Here is a 21454-nt window from a genome sequence, read left to right on the forward strand (position 1 = left end):
ACACACACAATGAAAACAAATATTATAACCTCATTATTATTAATAGCAGCGGCTACTGGTATTAAATCCCAGGTCGCCATTGGAAAAACCAGTGTCACCAACAACTCTGTTTCTTTGGAATTCTCAGATGCTGAAAACAAAGGAATGATACTTCCCTATATAGAAAACAAATCTGCTATCACAGAAAACGGTTCTGTAATTTTTGACAATACGGATCATAAAGTAAAATATCTAAAAGATAACAGCTGGTTTGATCTCTCTGTAGATACTACGGGTAAATCCGATATCGCTATCCAGACCTCCAAAACGGAACTTAGTACTGCTAAAACAACTATAGGAACCAATACAGCAATGGATAGCAATGGTATTTTGGTTCTGTCTGATGCCAACAAAGCGATGATCCTTCCAAGAGTAGCCAGCCCGCACCTTAATATCATCAATCCTGCACCGGGAATGATGGTTTATGACACCACCAAGAAGCAGCTTGCCGTTTACAATGGGACAGTTTGGTCTTTTTGGAAGCCATAACCCGACACCATAAAACAGGATAATAATTGATACTGTTATTATAGATAGACCTTTTCCCTAACAGAGCTTTCAGCCATTAGTTTGTTGCCTTGAAAATCTGTTAGGGATTTTTTTCCTTAATCACTACTCCAATGAATAAGCCTACTCTACGTAAAAACGAAATCGCTGAACAATACCTTACCTTTCTGGATAGGCACATTGATGATGTCATAAAAGGTAATGAACAGGAATTCTTCAGTATCAAGCATATTGCCTCTACCCTAGCCGTATCGCATACCCATTTTACAGATACCATAAAGAAAGTTTTGGGTAAGCACCCTTGCTTTTTCTACGATGAAAAAATTATTGAGAAGGCTAAAGAAATGCTTGGGGAAAAAGATATGCAACCAAGTGTTGTTGCCAAAAAACTGACTTATGATCCGTCCAACTTTTCTAAGTTTTTTAAAAAATGGACAGGTGAAACACCAGGGATGTATAAACTGCATTTTCAGCAGGTATAATTCCAAAAAACCGAAGTTTTCACCATGATTTTCGGCTTATAAAATGACATATTTGTGTATCTATAAAATCAAAAAATCATTATTATGTCAAAACACGATGTGAAAGGGAAAGTGATCCTTATTGCCGGAGGAGGCAAAAACCTTGGCGGATTATTAAGCAGAGATTTTGCTGCAAAAGGTGCAAAATTAGCGATTCATTACAACAGTGAGAGCTCGAGAGCAGAAAGTGAAAAAACTTTGGCTGATGTTCAGGCTCTTGGTGCAGAAGCATTTTTGTTTCAGGCTGACCTTACGAAAGTTGAAAACATTACTAAATTCTTCGATGAAACCATCAGCAAGTTCGGAACTATTGATATCGCTATCAATACGGTTGGGATGGTATTGAAAAAGCCTTTTACCGAAACTACAGAAAAAGAATACGATACAATGTCTGATATCAACTCGAAGGTTGCCTATTTCTTCCTGCAGGAAGCTGGGAAAAAAGTAGCCGATCACGGGAAAATTTGCACGATTGTAACGTCTCTTCTTGCGGCTTACACAGGGCTTTATTCGACTTATGCAGGAATGAAAGCACCTGTTGAGCATTTCACAAGAGCGGCTTCTAAAGAATTCGGGGCGAGAGGGATTTCTGTAACAGCAGTTGCGCCCGGACCAATGGATACGCCATTTTTCTATGGCCAAGAAGCTGATGATGCCGTTGCTTATCACAAGTCTGCTTCTGCGCTAGGTGGTCTTACCGACATCAAAGATATTGCCCCATTGGTAGAGTTTTTAGTAACTGACGGATGGTGGATCACTGGTCAGACTATTTTCGCTAACGGCGGATACACGACGAGGTAATAGAGTATTCATAAGCTCTTTCAAAGTTGGGAATTGGAAAAGCTTCAATTCCCAATTTTTATTTTATGGAGATCAGCGAAGCTAAATTATTGCTACCAGAATTAACCTCAACCCAGTATGAAATATGGGCAGACTTAGGTTGTGGAAGCGGAACTTTTACTTATGCTTTAGCCGAAAAATTATCAAGGGAGAGTAAAATATTTGCTGTTGACAGAATCCGACAAACATTTTCAGAACGGTATGACCAGGCAAAGATTGATTTCATACAAGCTGATTTTGAAAACGATGATTTGAATATTTCTTCTCTGGATGGGGTTCTTTTAGCCAATGCCCTGCATTTTGTAAAAGATAAAGCAAGATTAATTCAAAAGCTGGAAGAATATTTTGAGCAAGGAAACGGAAGGTGGATTATTGTAGAATATGATCATTCGGTTTCGAACCAGTGGGAGCCCTATCCAATTCCTTTTGTTCAGTTGAAGTTGTTATTCAGTCAATTTGGTTATTCAAAAATTGAAAAAATAGGCGAAAGAAAGTCTGTTTTTGGCGGAACAATGTATTCGGCTTTCATTACTAAAACTTAAAAAAATTAATTACGATGATACTTAAAATTATAAATGGAATTCTAATTTTGGTTGCCGTTTTTATGGGCTTCAAACAAGGATATGCTATGTTTTCCGGAAAGCCTGAAATGATGGAGATGTTCGGAAAATGGGGTTTTGGAAAAACCGGACTGATGATTAACGGAGCTGTTACTATTCTTGCAGCAGTATTAATTCTTTTTCCAAAAACTTTTGTCTGGGGAAATTTTCTGATGGCAGCGGGAATTTTGCTGATTATCTGTTTTCATTTATTAGATAAAGACTTCAAAGGTGTAATGGTTGAGCTTCCATTTCTGCTGCTTAATCTGTTGATTATCTATCTTCAGCATCCTTTAAAGAGTGCTTAATTAATGATTCTAAAAACACACAAATGATGAGAAAAATATTATTTGCAAACTTTTCAGCATTGGTGCTGTGTTCTGTAACGGCCTGTACACAGACTAAAAGAGAAAACACACAAAAGATATCTGAAACTAAACATTTAACCCTTAAAAAAACACAACAAACTATGGAATTATCAAAAATCACCAACCCGACAGTCAATGCTGCAATGACAGCTTGGCAAAATGGCGACAGCAAAACTTTCTTATCTTATTTTACAGCTAATCCCACAATGACGGATGATGGCAGCCCGAGAAGCTTTCAGGGATTTGTAAAGGAAGCCTGTGGCGAAGAGAAGTTTCTGACGATAGACTCTGTAGAAAATGACGGAAAAGATATTACCGGAAATTTCAAGGCTGGAAAATGGGGAACTTTCAAGGTTTTCTTCAAATTTCATCAGAATTCTGATGGCAAATTCGACCGTTTAGACATCGGGCAGGCTCATTAAATTCTTAATCTTTAATATTAAAGGATATTTTGCTTACCAAGAAAGTGAATTACTTGACTGCATTTTTAATATAACTTACAACCACTTTAGTTTTCCAAACAAAGAGTTTATATATCTAAAATACTTCTCAAAGAATTTTCTTTTAGAATTTGTTTTTGTTTTTAAGTAATGATGTATTGGATGTCATTACTTTTTTATGTCCTAATGATGCAAGAAAAAAAAGGAATTTATTAAACATTATTATTTCAATCACATTCGTAAAATAATTAAATTAAATTAAAATATCCTCAACAAATAAGGCTAAATCATTGTAAAATAAAAAATTTAACAACTGGATTAACCCATTAGTAACGGTATCATTTTTCAGAAATCCTCACATGCTGATTTAACAATATTTTAACATATTTGGTAAATTGCTTAGGGAATCGTAAAGATCTTTGAAGTTTTAATGAACCTTTTCAAAGATAGACCATTACGACAACGGCAACGTTTGCAGGCTTAGCAAGATTGATAAATAATTCAAGTAATTTTAAAATATTGAAGATGAATACAGCACTATTGGTGAAAATTCTTCTTTTTACAGGATTTTTTACACATGCTCAGGTTGGCATCAATACTGCTACGGCCAAAACCATTTTAGATGTTACCTTAAAACCAGCAAACGACACTATTTTATACGGCATCATCCTTCCAATAATAACTGGAGATCAATTACGTACCAAAAACTATACTGTAAACATTCCCTCTCCTACGGAAAACCTGGATGTTGATAGTGTTTCAAGAATAAGGAATCTTACTGAGAATCCCAGCACAAACGTAATCAACCTTTGACCATTACTATTAAAAATACATATTATGATTAAATTCTATTCTAAACACTTATTTGCGTTGCTAAAATTAATAGTATCTGGTCGTGACATAACGCAAAATGTGACGAAAAATACAATTTTAAAAAGAAATCAAATCAAGAACCATATCTTGAGAAACAATCTTATAAGGTTTTGTTTAATATTAATAGGTTGTTATATTGGTGCGCAAAACATCAGTAATCCGGATTTTGAGAATTTCTCACAATGCCCAAATGCCCAAAGCCAGCTAACCAGAGCTACAGGATGGACACAGCCTACAACTGCAGGTACTCCGGATTATATGAATGTCTGTACTCCAACTAGCGGGTCTAGCCTTACACTTAGCCCACAGACACTTACAGCCCAAAGCGGAACTGGTTTTGTAGGAGGTTATGCGGAAGTAAATAACTCTCCACTTAACAATTACAAAGAATATCTTACCAATAGGTTATCATCTCCCCTGATAGCAGGTATTACTTATAGTTTTTCTTTTTATGTAGCTCACATGTTCGGCGGGTCGCCTTCCGCATTTTTACCTGTTTTAACATATGTCGATCTTCCAGCATCAGAACAAGGCTTTATCGGCGCAGTATTTTCGACAACATCTCCTTCTAATAGCAATACAGTGGGTGGAGGAAGCTTTGCACCACTACTTAATTCCTTTGGTAGTGGCAGAGTTTTAATCCCCGCAAGCAATACCGATGTTTATGGAGCAACATCCCGTAATAATTGGGTAAAGGTAACATTGCAATATACTGCGGTAGGAGGTGAAGAGTATATGACAGTAGGTCAGCTTAGACAAGGTGGAGCTACTACTTTGGCCAATGCACAGGGAGTATATTATCTGTATGATAATTTTTCGCCATCTCTCGCTCCAGTTACAGTGCTTACTAAAAGTGTATCTCCTTCTACTATTGTTTCCAATGGTACAGCAACATATACTTTTACTCTTAACAATACGGCTGCCGGTAGTGTTGCACAGACTAATCTTTCATTTACAGACAACCTTCCAAGTGGACTTAGGCTTGCCGCAAATCCTAATGTTACAGTTACAGGATTGACAGCTGGAACCGTAACTGCAAATCCAGGCGGAACATCCATAGCAGTTGCCGGTTATAATCAAGCAGCTAATACAACTGCCACCATTACTGTTAATGTTACCAATATGCCCGGTCAAGGCAATCCGAGTTGCGGAAGTAATCCAACTGCCTTTACTAATACATCAGCAAACATATCAAACCTTAGTGGCAATATCACAAACAGTATAGGTAATGTATGTCTAATTGTATCGCCCACACCTTTTGCATGCGACTCTAAAATGTATCTGGTTCAAAATGCCAACAGTGCAATATACAATATCACCTCTTCTACCAATCCATTTACTTATCCTATTATTGGTTCACCGGCAGGCTATCAATATAATGCAACCGGGCTTAATCCAATAGATGGATATATCTATGCAATGCGAACCTTTAGTAATAATCTTCTTAGGATTGATTCCAGTGGAGCCATTACAGATTTAGGAGCTATCTCCGGCTTACCCGCTGCAACCGGAACCACAAATTACAACAGTGGGGAGATAGATCATCTCGGGAATTACTACATTAAGCACTCCGGCTCCAATAGTACAATATACAGAGTTAATATAGCATCTTTGACGGCTGTACCAATTACTTTATCACAAGCTACTGATCCTTCTGACTTAGCATACAACGTGGTTACAAATCTCTTATATGGCGTTGCTTTAGATGGCAGGCTATTTTCTATTAACCCATCGACCGGAACAGTAAGTTTTATAGGTACCTCTCCCGGAGCGGCAACCTTTGGAGCCCTTTTTGGTTCAAGTACCGGCGAAATCTACGGGGTTAATAATGCCGGTGGTTTTTTTCAATTTAATTTGACAAACGGAAACAGAGTGCAGGTTTCCTCTGCACCAGCAAGTGGAAATAACGACGGAGCCCATTGCGTTACTGCTCCAATTACATTTGATGCAGATCTATCTGTTACCAAAACAGATGGAACAAGCACTTATTCAGCTGGAACAAATACCGTTTATACTATTGTAGCAAGAAATAATGGTCCTTTTGGGGTACAAAATGCTACCGTATCCGATCTGTTACCGGCCGGAATTCCAGCTGCAAACATGTCATACACAGCTGTGGCTTCTGCCGGAAGTACAACTTCTGTAACAGGTACACAAACGGGTGCTATTAATGATTTGATATCGCTCCCTGTAAATGGTACAGTCACCTACACTGTGACAGTAAATATCCCTTCAACATTTACAGGAAATCTTGTAAATACAGTAACAATAACAGCCCCAGCCAATATTAATGATACCAATACAGCAAATAATCCAGCAACAGACACCAACGTCTCAGTATGCAGCTTGGGATTAGACTCTGATGGAGATGGCATCTCTGATGCATGCGATCTTGATGATGATAATGATGGAATTTTGGATGCAGTAGAATCACCAAATTGTTTTTATGCAGATTATGAAGTAAGAAAAACCATATCTTCTATTACTTCTCAGTTTACAACGACCGATAGTTTTGGCTTATTATACAATTATATTGTCGAGAATACTGTAGCCGCAGGTTTCAATTTTACAACTGCTGTAGCTTTAGCGTCCAATCCTGCGGGAAGTAATTTATTTACCATTGAATTTAATAAACCTATTGCTCTTGGGTCGCTTATACTAACGGATAATATTTCCAATACTGCCGCCGCAAGAGCAAGGTTATTCGGATCCAATGACAATATTACCTATTTGCAATTGACTTCTGCTGAAAGCAATATCAACACCGCTACAGGAACTACATTCACAATCGACCAAAACCAGGCAAAATATAAGTATTATAAAATTCAGACCACCGTTGCCGGAGCCATTGCCACAACAGACTATATTGGGGAAATCATACCTATTGTAGCATCTAATTATATTCCAAGCGAATATCCGAAAGCTACTTGTACAGATGATCTTGACGGCGATGGTATTCCAAACCATTTGGATTTGGATTCTGATGGCGATGGTTGTTTTGACGCTTTTGAGGGTGATGAGAATGTTACTCTAGGACAATTAAATGCTAATGGAAGTATTAATAGTGCTGTAGATGTTCAGGGGGTTCCTGTCTTAGTCAGCTCAGGAGGAACCGCAGATATTGGTGGAGATCAGGGACAAGGAAATGGGCAGTCAAAAAGTGCATTAAAAAATGATTGCTTAGATTCTGATAACGATGGTCTTGTTGATTGGATCGATCTTGATGATGATAATGACGGAATACTGGATTTAACAGAATGTCCGAATACATATATAGTAAGACCTGTAGTAACTTCTTCCATAACAACGGTGAATACTATTACTGTGGGAGATATCCAAACAATTGCTAATGCTGAAGGAGCTGGAGGTACAGGCAGCGGTACGGTTCCACACTGGTATACCAATGCGGTAAATAATCTTCCGGTTGAGATCAGTATGAATATGCAGGCAGCTTCTATCATCGATAATATTAAATTATATGATCCTTGGGGGTTTAATGAATGGATCAAAGATTTTAAAATAGAATTTTATAATAACAGTAATGTACTCTTGGGAACTGAGAACTTAACAGCGCCGAATCAATATGCCCCGGGGACAATTTTAAGTTTTTCAAAAGAATATTCAAATGTTACAAGTCTCAAGTTTACTATTATTTCTGACCAAGGTTATAATACTTTAAATCCTCGCCGGGTTTCTCTATCTGAATTGGTTTTTCTCGATTTACAAATTTGTGATACAGATGGAGATGGAGTCCCTAATCGTTTGGATCTAGATTCTGATGGTGATGGATGCTCTGATGCGATAGAAGGTGCAGCAAATATCTCAACAGGTCAGCTTGTAACAGCTGGAGGAACTGTAACAGGAGGAAGCACTACTGTTAATCAAAATCTTTGTAATGCTCCAGGATGTGTAAGTCCAAGTGGAACGAATATGGGACTTCCACAGTTTTTAACTCTACCATCAGGATATAGTAATACTACGGGACAAGGCACGGGAGATTCGCAAAATGCGCTGATAAATAGCTGTCCTACATTTTGTTACAAACCAGGACTCACAACCGGCGGAACTATTTTGGACACCAAAGTTGGAATTACTTCTCTGGCAAGAGCAGGTGAAACAGATGCTGACAATTGGCCAATGGTAAGAAAAGGAGGATGGATTGCATTAGAATCCAAAACAAAAGGCTTGGTTGTAAACAGAGTTGCTTTCAGTGATGCTGACACTAACCCTTCCACTCCGGATGTTCCTGTAGGAATACCGTCGGGCGATTTTGTAGAGGGAATGGTAGTCTATGATACTACTAATCATTGTTTGAAAATGTACACCTCTACAGATAATGGTGTTACCTATCATTGGTATTGTATATCTACACAGACATGCCCGGACTAAGAACACAATACATTAATATAAAAAACATTTGTGATGAGAATAACAGATTCTAAGAACAGTACAATGAAAAAAAATTTAGGAGTAGTATTGATTTTTGTAACAATTGTTATTAAATCTCAGGTCGCTATTGGCAAAACCAACGTTACCAACCCATCGGTTTCGTTGGAGTTCGCCAATACAGAGAACAAAGGAATAATCGTCCCATATATAGAAAACGCAACCAGCATTACTGAAAACGGGACTGTTATTTATGATGTGACCGATCACAAGATGAAATACCTGAAACAAGGAAGTTGGTTTGATTTGAGTATTGATACTACCGGCCAGGCTAACATTGCCATACAGCAATCCAAAACCGAGCTTACCACAGCTAAAACTATGATTGGAACAAATACATCAGACCCGGCTAATGGGATTTTAGTACTTTCCGATACCAACAAAGCGATGATTTTACCAAAAGTAGCAAGCCCTCATCTTAACATCATTAGTCCTGCGCCAGGGATGATGGTTTACGACACCGTGAAAAAACAACTTGTTGTTTACAACGGAACCGTTTGGTCTTTTTGGAAACCCTAAAATTAAAATCTTAAACGATGGACACACAAATACTTGATAAGATTTTAGAAGAAACTATGATTGGCAAATCTCGGCACGAGACTCAAAAATTTTTCGGGAGACCTGCAGATTACAAGACACGTAATGAGAGAACTTATATATTGAAAACTTATTGTTTTGGGATATTTTCAAAAAAAATTCATCTCTATTTTCACAAAGGTAAATTAAGAGATTATTATATTGGGATTCTGTAATTATAAATCAGTTTATATTAATTAAAATAGCTTCTATATATAGAGTGTGAGAAATAAAAATTAAAGAAGATGTACCCAATAACGGAGTAACTATTCGATTTTTCAATAATTAAAATTTATTTAGGAAGAGCAGGCTTAAGTCTGCTTTTTTAATTATGTAACACTTTGGTTTTAAGCAAAAAAAAGCATTGAAAATCGAATGATTAACAATGCTTTTAAGTACCCGTAACGAAACTCATTACGAACCAAGTCTATCTTGATCTCAAGAAACTCTACGACCTGAAACCAGTCTTAGAGCAAGCTGGCTTATACCCTTTACCACAAACTTCACAATACTCTGTAAGGTTATGATGGAGAAGGCTTACACAACGATTCCAATTGGGTTAATACAATTTGCTGTTACCAGAAGAAAACTCAATCATCTTAAAATATACATTTTTCTAAAGTGCATATCCAGCAGTCATTTGTCTGTGAAAGATGATAGCTATAAAGTATGGGCTAAAGAAATAGGAATCAACGTAAAAACCTTTAAAAGCTGTCTGGATTGGATGCTGAAAAAAAGATGGCTTTCTTTTAACTCCAAGAGACAATCGTTACGGGTAGTAAGCTATGTTCAACTCAAACGACAATACAAATTAAACTCACAAACTTCTCTAAAATTTGACAGAGATAATTTCAAGGACTTCCGTGGACTTTGTGCTGCTGCACTCATAGGATTTTACAGGAACTCAAAAAAATTTACGGATAAGAAAAATAAGGTGTCGGGTGTAATTAATGGAATACCCAGTATGAATACCTCTTATCCTAAAAATTATTATGACCTTCCTGTAAGGTACTTTGCAGAATGTCTGGGCGTTTCTGTCACCACAGCAGAGAACCTGAAAAAAGAGGCTCTAAAATACGGTTTTATTTCAGTCAAGAAAAATTATTATTATGCAGAAGACTTCAAAGGCAAAAAAATTCCTACCGAATTTATCAAGTATAATGTCGAAAAATTAGATAAAGGGCATTATTTTATATCAGCGAGGGGCATCTTGATAAAAGGTGCTGACCTCATCAAAATCAATATCCATTTGAAGCGGAAATTTAAAAAAATTGATTAGGAAAAAATATGTACAGTAATAATGGGGTATCTAGGGGAAGAGAAAATAACTCTTTTACAGCCCTACTCTCTAAGCTTTTTATACTCTGTAAAAATAATACAGAAAAGTAATAGAAAAGTAGAAACAGGTAGGAATTACAGGAAGAGGTAGAAACTCTGAAAACTGGAAAGCCAGAAAGCTAATGAGGAGTTCAGAGACTTATCTTCTTAAAACATAACCAACAGATAATCAGTAATTTATTTTCGCATGTGCGAAAATTTTCATAAATTTATGTATGATAAACATTAAGATAGTTACTGCAAGTTTTGAGAGTTTAAATACCAAAACTTATGAAGGCTATACACCTATAAGCGTTGTAGGTAAAGTCTATGGAAGTTTCAGAAACTCAGAGAGAGTAAAAAAGATGGTAGGATTTAGTATTTTCAGAATGTACAGCAATCAGAGAGCAGGAGACTTTTTAGCCTGCAATCTGCTCTACAGAAAGAAACTTGAAAAGAAGGGAGCGGAAAGATTACTAAGGAACATCAGACAGTTCTGCGAAGAAGAAAATACAACTAAGGCAGTTTTGCTTGGATATGGAGAAGGTGACGAGTTTTGTTACCGCCACATCTTTGCAGACTTTTTAAGAGCCAACGGGATCCCCGTAAAAGCAGAGACTAGCATTGACCAGAACGTTCAGCAAGAATACTGGAGTGATGACATTTACAAACTTCGAGGTCATTTTAATCTAAAGGATAAGTTTGTAGGGGAAACTTTAGAAGCTATGGAATGGACGTTTGCCAGCACAATGCAAAACAACCCTCATTTTTATTCAATTCGTGAAAAATTTGGTAATAATTCCACTTTTTTACAGATAGTTTCTCACATACGGTATTTCGGAGACTTGGTTGAGTTTGAAGATATAATTTACAGGGTCTGGACTTACAGAAACCATTCGTACTGGTCAATACCGAGCGACTTACTCAATGAAGATGTGGATTTAATAAACAGGAAAATCAATTTGTAAAATGGACAAATTAGACACATTTAAGGTAGTTGTGAAACAAAATAGAACTTCTACTCAACTAAAAAAGGCAAGACTTCTAAAAGCAATGGAGAAAACTTTGGGAGTAATCCAGCCTGCTTGCAGGATGGCAAGAGTAAACAGACAGACTTTCTACAACTGGCTTAAATCAGATTCCCAGTTTAAAGATGACTATCAAGAAGTGTTAGAAGATGCGTGTGATTTTGCAGAAATGTCTTTGATACAACAGATTGCTGATGGTAATACTACAGCAATAATATTTTTCTTAAGTCATAAAGCAAAACACAGAGGCTGGGGTCTTCCTAGTTCGCAGAAAGTAAATAATATGAATCAGAAACATTCTAATGATTTGGAAAGTATGTCGGATGAAGAGTTAATGGCAATTATCAATAAAGAATATCATATCAAAATCACTTGAATTTATTTCGTTACAAATCATAAACGAGCGTTCAAGAAACATTACAAACAAACCAAACTACTGAAAATGAAAAAATATATTGCTTACTACAGAGTATCCACCAAACAACAAGGAAATTCAGGCTTAGGGCTAGATGCGCAAAGAACAATGGTTAGAAACTATCTCAAAGAAGATGATATTTTGATTGACCAATTCGAGGAGGTTGAAAGTGGAAAGAACGACAACAGACCTCAGCTACTTAAAGCCATAGAAAAAAGCAAGACTGAAAGTGCAACCTTGCTCATCGCCAAATTAGACAGACTCAGCCGTAACGCTGGGTTTATCTTTTTATTGAAGGATAGCAATGTGGATTTCAAATGCTGTGATATGCCACAAGCAGATTCAGTTACAATCGGTATTATGGCTGTTCTTGCACAGGAAGAACGTTTACTTATCAGCAAACGAACTACTGATGCACTCCAAGAACTCAAGTCCAAAGGTATGAAACTTGGCAATCCAAAGAATCTAACTCCAGAAGCCAGAAAAATGGGAAGCGAAGCGATGAGGTTGAAGGCTCTGCAAAATGAGAACAACAGGAAGGCAACCGCACTAATTGTTTCTCTACGAGATGCTGGGAGAAGTTACAACAAAATTGCAGATGAACTCAATAAAAGCGGTTTCAAGACCAGCAGAGGTTGTGATTTTACCTCATCACAAACTCTCATTTTGTATGACAGATTTTTAAAAAGCCAAGCCGTTTGATTTTAAATTTGGTTTCTCAAATAATCCAAACTACTGAAACTGGAAAATCCAGCACAGAGAAATATCAGCTTTAGAACTGGTTTAACAGGCTCTAAAATGCATGGAACTGGTTTAACAGGTACTAAAGATTTTGGAACTGGTCTAACAGGTTCTATAAAATCAAATGAAAATATAACATATTAATAATCAACAACATAATATTTACGTCATATTCTCTATTCTTCGTAGAAACAAGAAAAATCAAGGGTGTAATTCTAAAACACCCACTATTTTTAGCCCTATTCTTGGAAAATATTTTTAAAATTTGATAGAAAGGTCAAAAAAGGATTTAAAATTCTATGATAAAGGAGTAACACCACAGAAGAACAAAAGTCTCTATAATATAAGAAAAACCATCAAATTTCCAATGTCAAACCATTAGCAACACTACTCTAAAACACCCATCAATAAAGAGATTTTCGCATCTACGAAAATTAATTGAAAATAATTTATATATTTGCTAATAACGAAAAAACAAAAAAATTATAAGAATAAAATAAGGTTGTAAATAACATATAGATATTGCGTTAAGCAGTCCATTTTTTCCATTCAAATCTGACAATTTAAATAGGCGAAAGAAAATGACTGGCTGATGCACCCGTTACGGGTGTGTTTTGCTTCATTTCTTTTGCTGGGTTTTGTCAGAACCTGAATGGAGAGTGAATGTCATTACACACCTTTCTATTTTTGGTAACTCAAATCTATATGAAAAAGAATCTTGCTCAAAACTCAACCAAATTATTCTCAAATACGGAAAACCGTAAAAAACTTCTCAGAATTAACTTTTATTTCGCATTCTGATGAAATATAGCAAGTTGATTTTTGGAAGCATTGCAAGCCTTATTCTCGGGACTTCAATCTACATTCTTTTTAGGTCATCCACCCTGAAAGTATTCTCTTGGCTGAATTATTTTGGAATAAATATCCTTGACAGCAACATTAGAAAATCTGCTTTGGAAGTTTCTAAAAACATTCCAGACTGGGTTTTGCTGTCTCTTCCAGATGGGCTATGGCTGTTCTCCTATGTGTGTCTGATGCTCTATATCTGGAAAAACTCTATTACAATTCAGAATCTATTTTGGATTAGTATTATCCCAGCTATCGCCATCGCTTCCGAGGTTGCACAATGCTTCGGGATTTTGCAGGGAACTTTTGACCCAATGGACTTAATGCTGTACATACTTGGAGGTGTCCTGCCTCTACTCATCTTTAAAAATTCAATTAATTATGAACTTAAATTTTAACATTATGAACAAAAATTTCAAACATCTGGTTTCTGCCTCTGCATTCGCATTTTTCTTATTTATCGCTATGGGTAGCGGAGACGATAAGAAATCCCCCTCAACATCATCCAGTTCGAGCGAAACTGGTGCAACATCGGAAGCTAAAGCCAGCTACAAGAAAGTAGGAGAAACTCTGCCAACAGAATATTTTGAGGTGACCGTAAACAAGGTTAGCGTACAAAACTCCGTAAGTACAGGCAATCAGTTTTCGGATTTGAAACCAGAATCTGGAACACGCTACCTCATCATCAATACCACCTTCAAGAATACAAGCAACGAGAGCCGTATGCTGATGGACGGAGAAGTTTTGGTAAACTATAATGGTAAAGACTATACTTTCGACAAATCTGAAACAGTAATGGCAGAAGGCTTTGGATTATTACTTGACCAAATAAACCCATTGACAGCTAAAACAACTAATCTGGTTTACAAGATTCCGGCAGAACTGAAAGGAACAGCTTACTATAAACCTGGGCGTTCTGGAAGTGATGACCTGATAGACTTGGGAAATATAGAATAAGCTTTTAAAAAAATTTCAGATATCGTATAAATTAAGTATTTGTACGATATTTTTTTGATAAAAAAATATTACTTTTATTGTAGCTCAATAATTATGAAAACAACATTTCCTTTACAAGAAGTAATTGAAGATATTATCAATACAGAAAAATCTTTATCTTCGGCTTTAATTAGGCTAAATTACTTCGGTCGATTAATAAATAATGAAGAATTAATCAATTTTACAAACAATGAGCTGAATGGTTATGGGGCAAAGGACGATGTTCCAATTTATAGAAGAACGGTGGGTACATTAAGGGTCACATTACAGGCGTATACTGAAAAATATTTTAAGGTTCTGCCCATCTCGATGCTTAAAAAACCATATGATGAAATGTTCAGATTTGTTAAAATAAAAGAGGGTATTGCCGCTATTGAAAAGTTGGGCAAAGAACTTTTTAATGAAAAAACATCAGGAGAACTTGCTACTACATTTCCTCTAGAATTTTTACATATTTTGCAAGAACCTGCTAGAAAAATTTTTAAGTCTAATGTTAAGATTGATGTTATTGAGGCAAGTCTTTGCGCAAATTCTAACATTATAGTTGAAATTCCAAATGCTATTAGAATTAAGCTATTAGAATTTGTGATGAATATCGCTGGAGAATTTGGATATTCTGTGGAAATTGATACTTTTAATAAAAGTCCAGAAATAAACAATCAAACAATTAATACATATATGAATACTACAATTAATAACAATGGCGATGGTAATCTAATTAATAACGGAGACAATAATCAAATCGACAATAAAACTCAACTCGTAAAAGGGGATTTAACACAACTTAAAGAAGAGCTTAGAAAGTATGGAATAGAAGAAGCCGATATTCAAGAGATTTCATCAATCATTGTCGAAGAGACTGCTGATTTTGAAAATAACAGGTTAGGCACCAGAGCAAATGGTTGGATATCAAACATTTTGAATAAGTCATTAAATGGCGTTGGAAAAATAAGCACAGCTGTAACAGCTAATCTGTTAGCTTCTTTATTGAAATCATCAATAGGCATGCCCTAAATTATAATCAAAATGGATTTAATAAGTCAAATTGTTAATGAACTTGTTGATGATAGTTTATCATTAAATAGCGCCTTGCTAAAAACAAAAGTTTTAGCAAGCAGAATTGGGAATAAAGAATTATTAAGTTGGGCGAACTCTGAACTATCGGGTTACAGCTCAGAAAATAACTTACCTGATTACAGAAAACATATATGGAATGCTTTAAAGGGAACGATATTAAATGGAAATTGGAAATATACAGATCAGGAAATCCCTACTATGGGCTTAGATGAGGATTTTGAAAAATCTCTGCGGACAAGTAATTTTTTTGAAAGTATTCAATCATTAGAGAATTTAGTAAACGAAAAAGGAACACTAGGCACACCCATACGTGCTGAAATTATACAAATGATTGAAAATAACTGGAGAAGGATGGGAAATCCTTATCTCAGTATTATATCTTGTAATAAAATAATCCCGAAAGCCAATATTGTCGCTATAATAGCTAGTGTACGAAGTAAGTTGTTAGATTTTATGCTTTCATTAGAAAATGAATTTGGTGAAAATACAGAAATAAAAGATTTAAAAACTAAAAATCCAGAGATTACTAATATTATGCATCAAACTATTATTAATAATAATGGCGATGGAAATTCGATAAATACAGGTAATGAGAATTCATTATCAAACAATTCTGAAGTTGCCAAATCTACCCAAAATACAGATTTTAAATTATAATTGTAGTAAAAGAAAACCAACATTAGTACTTTTAAGTTATTTTTGTGGATTCAAAAAAATATTTTTGAATTTTAGACCTTTCTTTTTAACTTGAGATAATGCCTTAAATTAAATATGGCAACAAATAAAGCAAGAAACTATTCACTTTTAACAATCAAAAGGCTTTATGCAATGTCTGGAAACCATTGCGCTTTTCCAGATTGTACACAAACATTTTTGAATGTTGATGACGAGACAAATGTTTCTAATATTTGCCATATTGAAGCTGCCGAACAAGGCGGTCAAAGATATAATCCTAATTCTGATGATGAATATCGAAAGAGCTTTGAAAATCTAATTTTATTATGTCCAAACCATCATAAGGTAACCGATAACATCACTGTCTATACAGTGGAAGCTCTTAAAGAGATGAAAAGGTTGCACGAAGCAAAGTTTTTGCAAATTGCTACAGGGCAAAATATAATTACAAAAAATCCGTCCGCCCTCAACATTGTTATTGGAAGTTTAGGAAGTAGTATTTTTGGCGGAGGTAATATCAATGAGCCATTATCCGCTCCAGACCCAGAGGAAAAAATTCTTTATAACAACGTTGTCCAGTATAAATCAATAATTGAAGAGTATAGGGTTTATCAAGGTCGACTAAGCAAAGTTTATGAAGAAATTGAAAAGCAAGGCTCCACCAAAAAAGAATTTGTTTTACTTAACATAAGAACCGCCTATCTTCAAGAAAAAAAGAAGTACAATGGAATCGAAGAAATTAGAGCGAATGCAGATAATATTATAGAGAGTGTAGAAACTAAACTTTGGGATATAATTGAGAACAGTAGTAACCCGAATACCCATTTGCCTATTGAAGCCATACAAATTAGTTTGTATGTTGTTTTGGTAGATGCCTTTATGAGATGTAGTATTTTAGAAGAACCTCCGAAACAATGATAGTTAATAAAAATACAAGCCCTGAAAGAGATTTGTACTATTTGGGAGGAAAAGTTATAGAAATTTTAGACCTTTCAAGTAATACGGAGTTTGACTACTTTGAGTTATATGCCGATTTGAGCAGAAACCAAAGTATTTCAATAAATTTATTTTCATTGGTATTAGATTGGTTGTTCATATTAGGAGTTATTAAAAAAGGTAATAAAGGATTATTGGAAAAATGTTTTTAAAACGATTAATCATAGAAAACAAAACAGGGGTCATTCGAGATATTCTTTTTAAAAAAGGAATCAATCTCATTGTGGATGAAACTCCTGAGAATCAAACCCAACAAACGACAGGTAATAATGTTGGAAAGACAACAGTGTTGCGGTTGATTGACTATTGTCTAGGTTCAAAAGGAGAAAGTATCTACAAAGACACTGAATTTTCCAACCAGCCTAATACTACCATTCAAAACTTTTTGATTGATACAGAAGTTTTGATTACCCTTGAATTAATTGAAGACATAGAGGATGAGAATAGTGAGAAAATTGTTATTCAAAGGAATTTTTTAGATAGAAAGAAAAAAATTCTTAAAATAAATAATGAAGACATCCTAGCTAAAGATTTTGACTTTGAACTAAAAAAAGCTATATATAAAACAAAGGTTGACAAGCCAACTTTCAGACAAATAATTTCAAAGAACATTAGAATTGACAAAGATAGAATGAACAACATTGTCAAAGTTCTTGGAACGTTTGTAAGCAACGAAGTGTATGAAGCATTATTTTTATTTTGGCTGGGAATAAACACAGATAAGGCAGAAGACAAACGCAATCTTACCGATGAAAGGAGACGAGAAATTACTTTCCGTAGAAGATTAAAAAAAGAAGGAGAACTTCCTTTAATTGAGCAAAAATTGGCTTTTCATTATGATAAAATACAAGAACTTGAGGAGCAAAAGAAAAACTTTAATCTCAATGAGAATTATAATGAAGACATTGAGAAGCTCAATCAAGTTAAGTATAATCTGAATCGGACTTCATCAGGAATAAGTCAATTAGAAATGCGAAAAGACTTAATACTTGAAAGCAAAATCGATTTAGAGCAAGAGTACACAAACATCAATACAAGTCAGATAGAAAATTTATATGAGAGAGCAAATGCTTTAATTCCTAATATTCAAGTTACTTTTGAAGAGACACTAAAATTTCACAATGATTTGATTTCTGAAAAGCTAGATTACATTACAAAAGAACTGCCTGAATTGGAACAAAAGCTACAATTACTAAGAGCAGACTTAAATAAATTACGTAATCAAGAATATGAATTAACCGCTATAATTCAAAAATCTGGGATTGCTGAAGATTTAGAAAAAATTGTTACAGAACTGAACAAACAGTTTGAACGTAAAGGTAATTTAGAAGAGCAAAAAAGATTTTGGGAAGCTTCAAATGAAAAGTTAGAAAGAATTAGCAATGAATTAAATTTGATTAACGATGATATTACGTCCAATGATGATTTAATTAAAAGTAGAGTTACCCAATTCAACAGATACTTCACTAAAATGTCAGAAGTACTCTATGATGAAAATTATATTCTTACGCCAATCAAAAAGCAAGTAGGTTATGACTTAATCGTCACCAACATCGAAGGAAATCCAAGTACAGGGAAGAAAAAAGGACAAATTGCTGCTTTTGATCTTGCATATATACAGTTTGCTGATAATTTAGATATTCGCTGTCTCCATTTTATATTACACGATCAATTGGAGAACATTCACGACAACCAGCTAAACACATTAGTTGATGTAGCAAACAATATTAACGGACAGTATATTGTTCCAATTTTGAGAGATAAGATTCCAGTAAATATAAATATCAGCCAATATGAAATATTGTCTTTATCTCAAGACAATAAACTTTTTAAAATTTGACTTTTAGTCTAAACACTTAGCATAAGACTGCCTCTATGAAGAGGACAGTCTTTTTTTTGCAAAAACCCTAAAAATACATTCATATGAAATAAAATATAATTTTTGTTACATATTAATGTAAAATTTATATATTTGTAAAAATATTGATTATGGGATTAGATATTGAAAAAGCAAGAAAACAGCAAGAAAGCCTAAGTGACAAAGCATTGCTAGATGTTTACGGAGATTTACCATTAGAACTTATCCACTTCTTGAAAAATGATGTTTTAAACTATTGCTTGCAAGAATATAAAACAGGAATTAAGCTAGAACATCCTGCAAGAATAGTGAATAGCTGGTTAGCACAAGATGTCATTAAAATACAAGAAGGAGACAAGGGTAAAATAAGAAGGTACAACAGACTAGAGAACATTTGGCTTAATATAGTTTTTGAAGCTCGCAAGTTTGGAATCCCAATAGACACCCTAAAAGATGCCAGAAAGACTTTGTTAGAATCCTCAATCAAAGATTTTTCGTTATTCAAATTAGAGGTTATTAAAACTCTGCTTGCAATGCCACAAATCTTATACATTCCCATTGAAGGCAGTGCAAAACTATATTCATTTGAGGCATATATGGAGTGGTTTCCAAAGGGGAAATTTCCTGTTCACGCTATTTTTAAGCTGGAGGACTACATCGCATTAGAGTATCCAAACAATGCCCTCTCATCGGATTTTAAAATTCATAATCCGTTAGAGGATAAAAACAAAATGCTTTTGCTTTACTTTCTCAAAACAGGAGATTATCAGCATCTCAAATTTCATCTGAAAGAAGGAGATATAAGATTTATCGAAACCTCTCAAAGTTTACTCCAAAACGAAGAGGTAATGCAATCAATTACTAACTGGGATTTTCAAAAAATTGATATAGCAATAAATGATGAGTTGGAGACAAGTATAAAACTTTAAGCTATGGTCACGAAAGAGAAAGCCAGAAAAATTCTCAAAGCCGAAGGAGAGAACTTCTCTGATGATGAGATTGAAAAAATTCTTTGCGAACTCCAAAGACAGGCAAAAATAGTTATCAAAGAGTTTAATACTAATTCTGTAAAAACCAAAGTGAAAGATGGAGACGAAAAAAAAATATAAAACAGCTGTAGGTTATTTACGTGTAAGTTCCGCTAGCCAAAAAGATGGCACATCACTTGAAAGCCAAAAAGAAAGTATCAAAAATTTTTGTTTAAATAATAATATTATTCTTTTAGATACTTATGTTGATGTTTATTCTGGCAAAAATTTTAATAGACCTGAATTTGAAAAAGCACATAAATATTTGAAAGAAAACAGAGGGGATATTGACCTTTTTTTAACCAAGAAAGCCGATAGATTTACAAGAGGGGTTAAAACTGGTATTGAAGGTTATGAAGACATTCGGGAATTAGGCATTGAAGTAAATTTTGTTGATGAATGGATTAATGATATTGATTCCGCACAAGGTCAGATGATAATGCATTTGAAATTTACGTTCGCAGAATATGAAAGAGCTACTATTAATGAAAGAGCTAGGCTTGGAGAGAATAGGGCAATGAAAAGTGGAAGATACATTAAAAATCCTCCTAATGGTTACAAGTGGGGAAAAGTCAATGAAAATGGCATTTTAAAAAAAGGGATAGTACCAAATGAGAAAGCACCATTAATAAAAGAATTATTTGAAGATTACGCCACTGGTCTATTTACACAGGCAGAGTTAGTTAAAAAATACAAAGCAAAAGGACTAAATATTTCTGAATCATCTTTAAGCATAACGTTGAGTAATATTTTATACGCAGGTTATATCGACCTTAAAAAGCATAAAATATCTCCTTACAACCTGCAAAAAGGCTTTCATGAAGCAATAATTTCAGAAGAATTATTTTACACAGTACAGGACATCAAAAACGGTAGAAATAGGATGGTAAAAAAAATCAGACCTAAGAATCCCGATTTTCCTTTAAGCGGGTTTTTGTTGTGTGCTAGTTGTGGTAGTCCACTCTATGGAAGTACCGGCAACAATGGAAAGCAAAAGAAGACATTTCATTCTTCATACAGATGTTCAAAAAATTGTGGAGAAAAATACAACCCTGAAACTATTCACGAAGAGCTATACAGAGTTCTTTCCAAAGCTAAACCTTCAAAGGGCATTCTAAAACTATTTGAAGAGGTTCTGATTGATGAATACCAAGAAACCCTTCAAGAAAGCATTAAGCTATCCAAAAGTATAGATGAAAAAATAAACCAAATAGAAAAAGACCAAATTGCACTTGTAAATAAGAATATAAGTGGAATTATAGATGATA

23 protein-coding genes and 1 pseudogene are annotated in these 21454 nt (G+C 34.9%); all 24 read left to right on the plus strand.

Annotated features, from left to right (window positions below; all coding sequences use genetic code 11):
* Positions 1-9 precede the first annotated feature (9 nt).
* Entirely contained in the window at positions 10-528 is a 519-nt protein-coding gene (locus KI430_RS11025) for a hypothetical protein (RefSeq protein ID WP_248874758.1), read from the plus strand.
* Between the two features lie 131 nt (positions 529-659).
* On the plus strand, positions 660-1028 hold the full coding sequence (locus KI430_RS11030) for a helix-turn-helix domain-containing protein (RefSeq protein WP_248874760.1): 369 nt from the start codon (positions 660-662) through the stop codon (positions 1026-1028).
* An 84-nt stretch (positions 1029-1112) separates the two neighbouring features.
* A complete protein-coding gene (locus tag KI430_RS11035; protein ID WP_120212402.1) occupies positions 1113-1868 on the plus strand; it encodes an SDR family oxidoreductase in 756 nt (251 codons plus the stop codon).
* Between the two features lie 65 nt (positions 1869-1933).
* Positions 1934-2449 (plus strand): class I SAM-dependent methyltransferase, encoded by a 516-nt coding sequence (locus KI430_RS11040; RefSeq protein WP_248874762.1) that lies wholly within the window; start codon positions 1934-1936, stop codon positions 2447-2449.
* A 14-nt stretch (positions 2450-2463) separates the two neighbouring features.
* Positions 2464-2814 (plus strand): DoxX family protein, encoded by a 351-nt coding sequence (locus KI430_RS11045; RefSeq protein WP_120212400.1) that lies wholly within the window; start codon positions 2464-2466, stop codon positions 2812-2814.
* Between the two features lie 26 nt (positions 2815-2840).
* Positions 2841-3296 carry a hypothetical protein gene (locus KI430_RS11050; RefSeq protein ID WP_248874764.1) on the plus strand — a complete coding sequence of 152 codons (456 nt, stop codon included), beginning with the start codon at positions 2841-2843 and terminating at the stop codon, positions 3294-3296.
* A gap of 543 nt (positions 3297-3839) precedes the next feature.
* A complete protein-coding gene (locus KI430_RS11055) occupies positions 3840-4127 on the plus strand; it encodes a hypothetical protein (RefSeq protein WP_248874766.1) in 288 nt (95 codons plus the stop codon).
* A gap of 24 nt (positions 4128-4151) precedes the next feature.
* Complete coding sequence (locus tag KI430_RS11060) at positions 4152-8576, plus strand: DUF11 domain-containing protein (RefSeq protein WP_248874768.1); 4425 nt, start codon at positions 4152-4154, stop codon at positions 8574-8576.
* 63 nt (positions 8577-8639) lie between these two features.
* Complete coding sequence (locus tag KI430_RS11065) at positions 8640-9152, plus strand: hypothetical protein (RefSeq protein WP_248874770.1); 513 nt, start codon at positions 8640-8642, stop codon at positions 9150-9152.
* Positions 9153-9732: 580 nt separating this feature from the next.
* A complete protein-coding gene (locus KI430_RS11070) occupies positions 9733-10488 on the plus strand; it encodes a hypothetical protein (protein WP_248874771.1) in 756 nt (251 codons plus the stop codon).
* Positions 10489-10762: 274 nt separating this feature from the next.
* A complete protein-coding gene (locus KI430_RS11075) occupies positions 10763-11494 on the plus strand; it encodes a hypothetical protein (RefSeq protein WP_248874773.1) in 732 nt (243 codons plus the stop codon).
* 1 nt (position 11495) lies between these two features.
* A complete protein-coding gene (locus KI430_RS11080) occupies positions 11496-11930 on the plus strand; it encodes a hypothetical protein (protein WP_248874775.1) in 435 nt (144 codons plus the stop codon).
* A 66-nt stretch (positions 11931-11996) separates the two neighbouring features.
* Positions 11997-12671, plus strand: a complete 675-nt coding sequence (locus tag KI430_RS11085) for a recombinase family protein (RefSeq protein ID WP_248874777.1) — start codon at positions 11997-11999, stop codon at positions 12669-12671.
* An 839-nt stretch (positions 12672-13510) separates the two neighbouring features.
* On the plus strand, positions 13511-13954 hold the full coding sequence (locus KI430_RS11090; protein ID WP_248874779.1) for a hypothetical protein: 444 nt from the start codon (positions 13511-13513) through the stop codon (positions 13952-13954).
* A gap of 4 nt (positions 13955-13958) precedes the next feature.
* Entirely contained in the window at positions 13959-14513 is a 555-nt protein-coding gene (locus tag KI430_RS11095) for a DUF4352 domain-containing protein (protein WP_248874781.1), read from the plus strand.
* Positions 14514-14606: 93 nt separating this feature from the next.
* A complete protein-coding gene (locus KI430_RS11100) occupies positions 14607-15566 on the plus strand; it encodes a hypothetical protein (protein ID WP_248874783.1) in 960 nt (319 codons plus the stop codon).
* A 12-nt stretch (positions 15567-15578) separates the two neighbouring features.
* Positions 15579-16286: a hypothetical protein gene (locus KI430_RS11105; protein WP_248874785.1), complete on the plus strand. Its 708-nt coding sequence runs from the start codon at positions 15579-15581 to the stop codon at positions 16284-16286.
* 114 nt (positions 16287-16400) lie between these two features.
* Positions 16401-17222 (plus strand): ABC-three component system protein, encoded by an 822-nt coding sequence (locus tag KI430_RS11110; protein WP_248874787.1) that lies wholly within the window; start codon positions 16401-16403, stop codon positions 17220-17222.
* Positions 17219-17452 carry an ABC-three component system middle component 6 gene (locus tag KI430_RS11115; protein ID WP_248874788.1) on the plus strand — a complete coding sequence of 78 codons (234 nt, stop codon included), beginning with the start codon at positions 17219-17221 and terminating at the stop codon, positions 17450-17452. The genes KI430_RS11110 and KI430_RS11115 overlap by 4 nt, the downstream gene beginning before the upstream one ends.
* Entirely contained in the window at positions 17443-19140 is a 1698-nt protein-coding gene (locus KI430_RS11120) for a DUF2326 domain-containing protein (RefSeq protein ID WP_248874790.1), read from the plus strand. The genes KI430_RS11115 and KI430_RS11120 overlap by 10 nt, the downstream gene beginning before the upstream one ends.
* 149 nt (positions 19141-19289) lie before the next feature.
* Positions 19290-20087 (plus strand): hypothetical protein, encoded by a 798-nt coding sequence (locus KI430_RS11125; RefSeq protein WP_248874791.1) that lies wholly within the window; start codon positions 19290-19292, stop codon positions 20085-20087.
* A gap of 3 nt (positions 20088-20090) precedes the next feature.
* Positions 20091-20267: a hypothetical protein gene (locus KI430_RS11130; RefSeq protein ID WP_248874793.1), complete on the plus strand. Its 177-nt coding sequence runs from the start codon at positions 20091-20093 to the stop codon at positions 20265-20267.
* Positions 20245-21174 (plus strand): annotated as a pseudogene (locus KI430_RS18125) (recombinase family protein); the annotation flags it as partial. The gene KI430_RS11130 and the pseudogene KI430_RS18125, both read left to right, overlap by 23 nt.
* Positions 21152-21304 (plus strand): hypothetical protein, encoded by a 153-nt coding sequence (locus KI430_RS11135; protein WP_248874795.1) that lies wholly within the window; start codon positions 21152-21154, stop codon positions 21302-21304. The pseudogene KI430_RS18125 and the gene KI430_RS11135, both read left to right, overlap by 23 nt.
* Positions 21305-21454 lie beyond the last annotated feature (150 nt).

This window comes from Epilithonimonas zeae (assembly GCF_023278365.1).
Taxonomy (GTDB): domain Bacteria; phylum Bacteroidota; class Bacteroidia; order Flavobacteriales; family Weeksellaceae; genus Epilithonimonas; species Epilithonimonas zeae_A.

Bases quoted from the DNA above. Each gene is read 5' to 3' on its own strand.
- KI430_RS11110 (WP_248874787.1), top strand. From the start codon at position 16,401: ATGGCAACAAATAAAGCAAGAAACTATTCACTTTTAACAATCAAAAGG.
- KI430_RS11040 (WP_248874762.1), top strand. From the start codon at position 1,934: ATGGAGATCAGCGAAGCTAAATTATTGCTACCAGAATTAACCTCAACC.
- KI430_RS11095 (WP_248874781.1), top strand. From the start codon at position 13,959: ATGAACAAAAATTTCAAACATCTGGTTTCTGCCTCTGCATTCGCATTT.
- KI430_RS11070 (WP_248874771.1), top strand. From the start codon at position 9,733: ATGATGGAGAAGGCTTACACAACGATTCCAATTGGGTTAATACAATTT.
- KI430_RS11080 (WP_248874775.1), top strand. From the start codon at position 11,496: ATGGACAAATTAGACACATTTAAGGTAGTTGTGAAACAAAATAGAACT.
- KI430_RS11090 (WP_248874779.1), top strand. From the start codon at position 13,511: ATGAAATATAGCAAGTTGATTTTTGGAAGCATTGCAAGCCTTATTCTC.
- KI430_RS11045 (WP_120212400.1), top strand. From the start codon at position 2,464: ATGATACTTAAAATTATAAATGGAATTCTAATTTTGGTTGCCGTTTTT.
- KI430_RS11100 (WP_248874783.1), top strand. From the start codon at position 14,607: ATGAAAACAACATTTCCTTTACAAGAAGTAATTGAAGATATTATCAAT.
- KI430_RS11050 (WP_248874764.1), top strand. From the start codon at position 2,841: ATGAGAAAAATATTATTTGCAAACTTTTCAGCATTGGTGCTGTGTTCT.
- KI430_RS11075 (WP_248874773.1), top strand. From the start codon at position 10,763: ATGATAAACATTAAGATAGTTACTGCAAGTTTTGAGAGTTTAAATACC.
- KI430_RS11035 (WP_120212402.1), top strand. From the start codon at position 1,113: ATGTCAAAACACGATGTGAAAGGGAAAGTGATCCTTATTGCCGGAGGA.
- KI430_RS11025 (WP_248874758.1), top strand. From the start codon at position 10: ATGAAAACAAATATTATAACCTCATTATTATTAATAGCAGCGGCTACT.
- KI430_RS11105 (WP_248874785.1), top strand. From the start codon at position 15,579: ATGGATTTAATAAGTCAAATTGTTAATGAACTTGTTGATGATAGTTTA.
- KI430_RS11120 (WP_248874790.1), top strand. From the start codon at position 17,443: ATGTTTTTAAAACGATTAATCATAGAAAACAAAACAGGGGTCATTCGA.
- KI430_RS11135 (WP_248874795.1), top strand. From the start codon at position 21,152: ATGGAAGTACCGGCAACAATGGAAAGCAAAAGAAGACATTTCATTCTT.
- KI430_RS11030 (WP_248874760.1), top strand. From the start codon at position 660: ATGAATAAGCCTACTCTACGTAAAAACGAAATCGCTGAACAATACCTT.
- KI430_RS11055 (WP_248874766.1), top strand. From the start codon at position 3,840: ATGAATACAGCACTATTGGTGAAAATTCTTCTTTTTACAGGATTTTTT.
- KI430_RS11085 (WP_248874777.1), top strand. From the start codon at position 11,997: ATGAAAAAATATATTGCTTACTACAGAGTATCCACCAAACAACAAGGA.
- KI430_RS11060 (WP_248874768.1), top strand. From the start codon at position 4,152: ATGATTAAATTCTATTCTAAACACTTATTTGCGTTGCTAAAATTAATA.
- KI430_RS11130 (WP_248874793.1), top strand. From the start codon at position 20,091: ATGGTCACGAAAGAGAAAGCCAGAAAAATTCTCAAAGCCGAAGGAGAG.
- KI430_RS11115 (WP_248874788.1), top strand. From the start codon at position 17,219: ATGATAGTTAATAAAAATACAAGCCCTGAAAGAGATTTGTACTATTTG.
- KI430_RS11125 (WP_248874791.1), top strand. From the start codon at position 19,290: ATGGGATTAGATATTGAAAAAGCAAGAAAACAGCAAGAAAGCCTAAGT.
- KI430_RS11065 (WP_248874770.1), top strand. From the start codon at position 8,640: ATGAAAAAAAATTTAGGAGTAGTATTGATTTTTGTAACAATTGTTATT.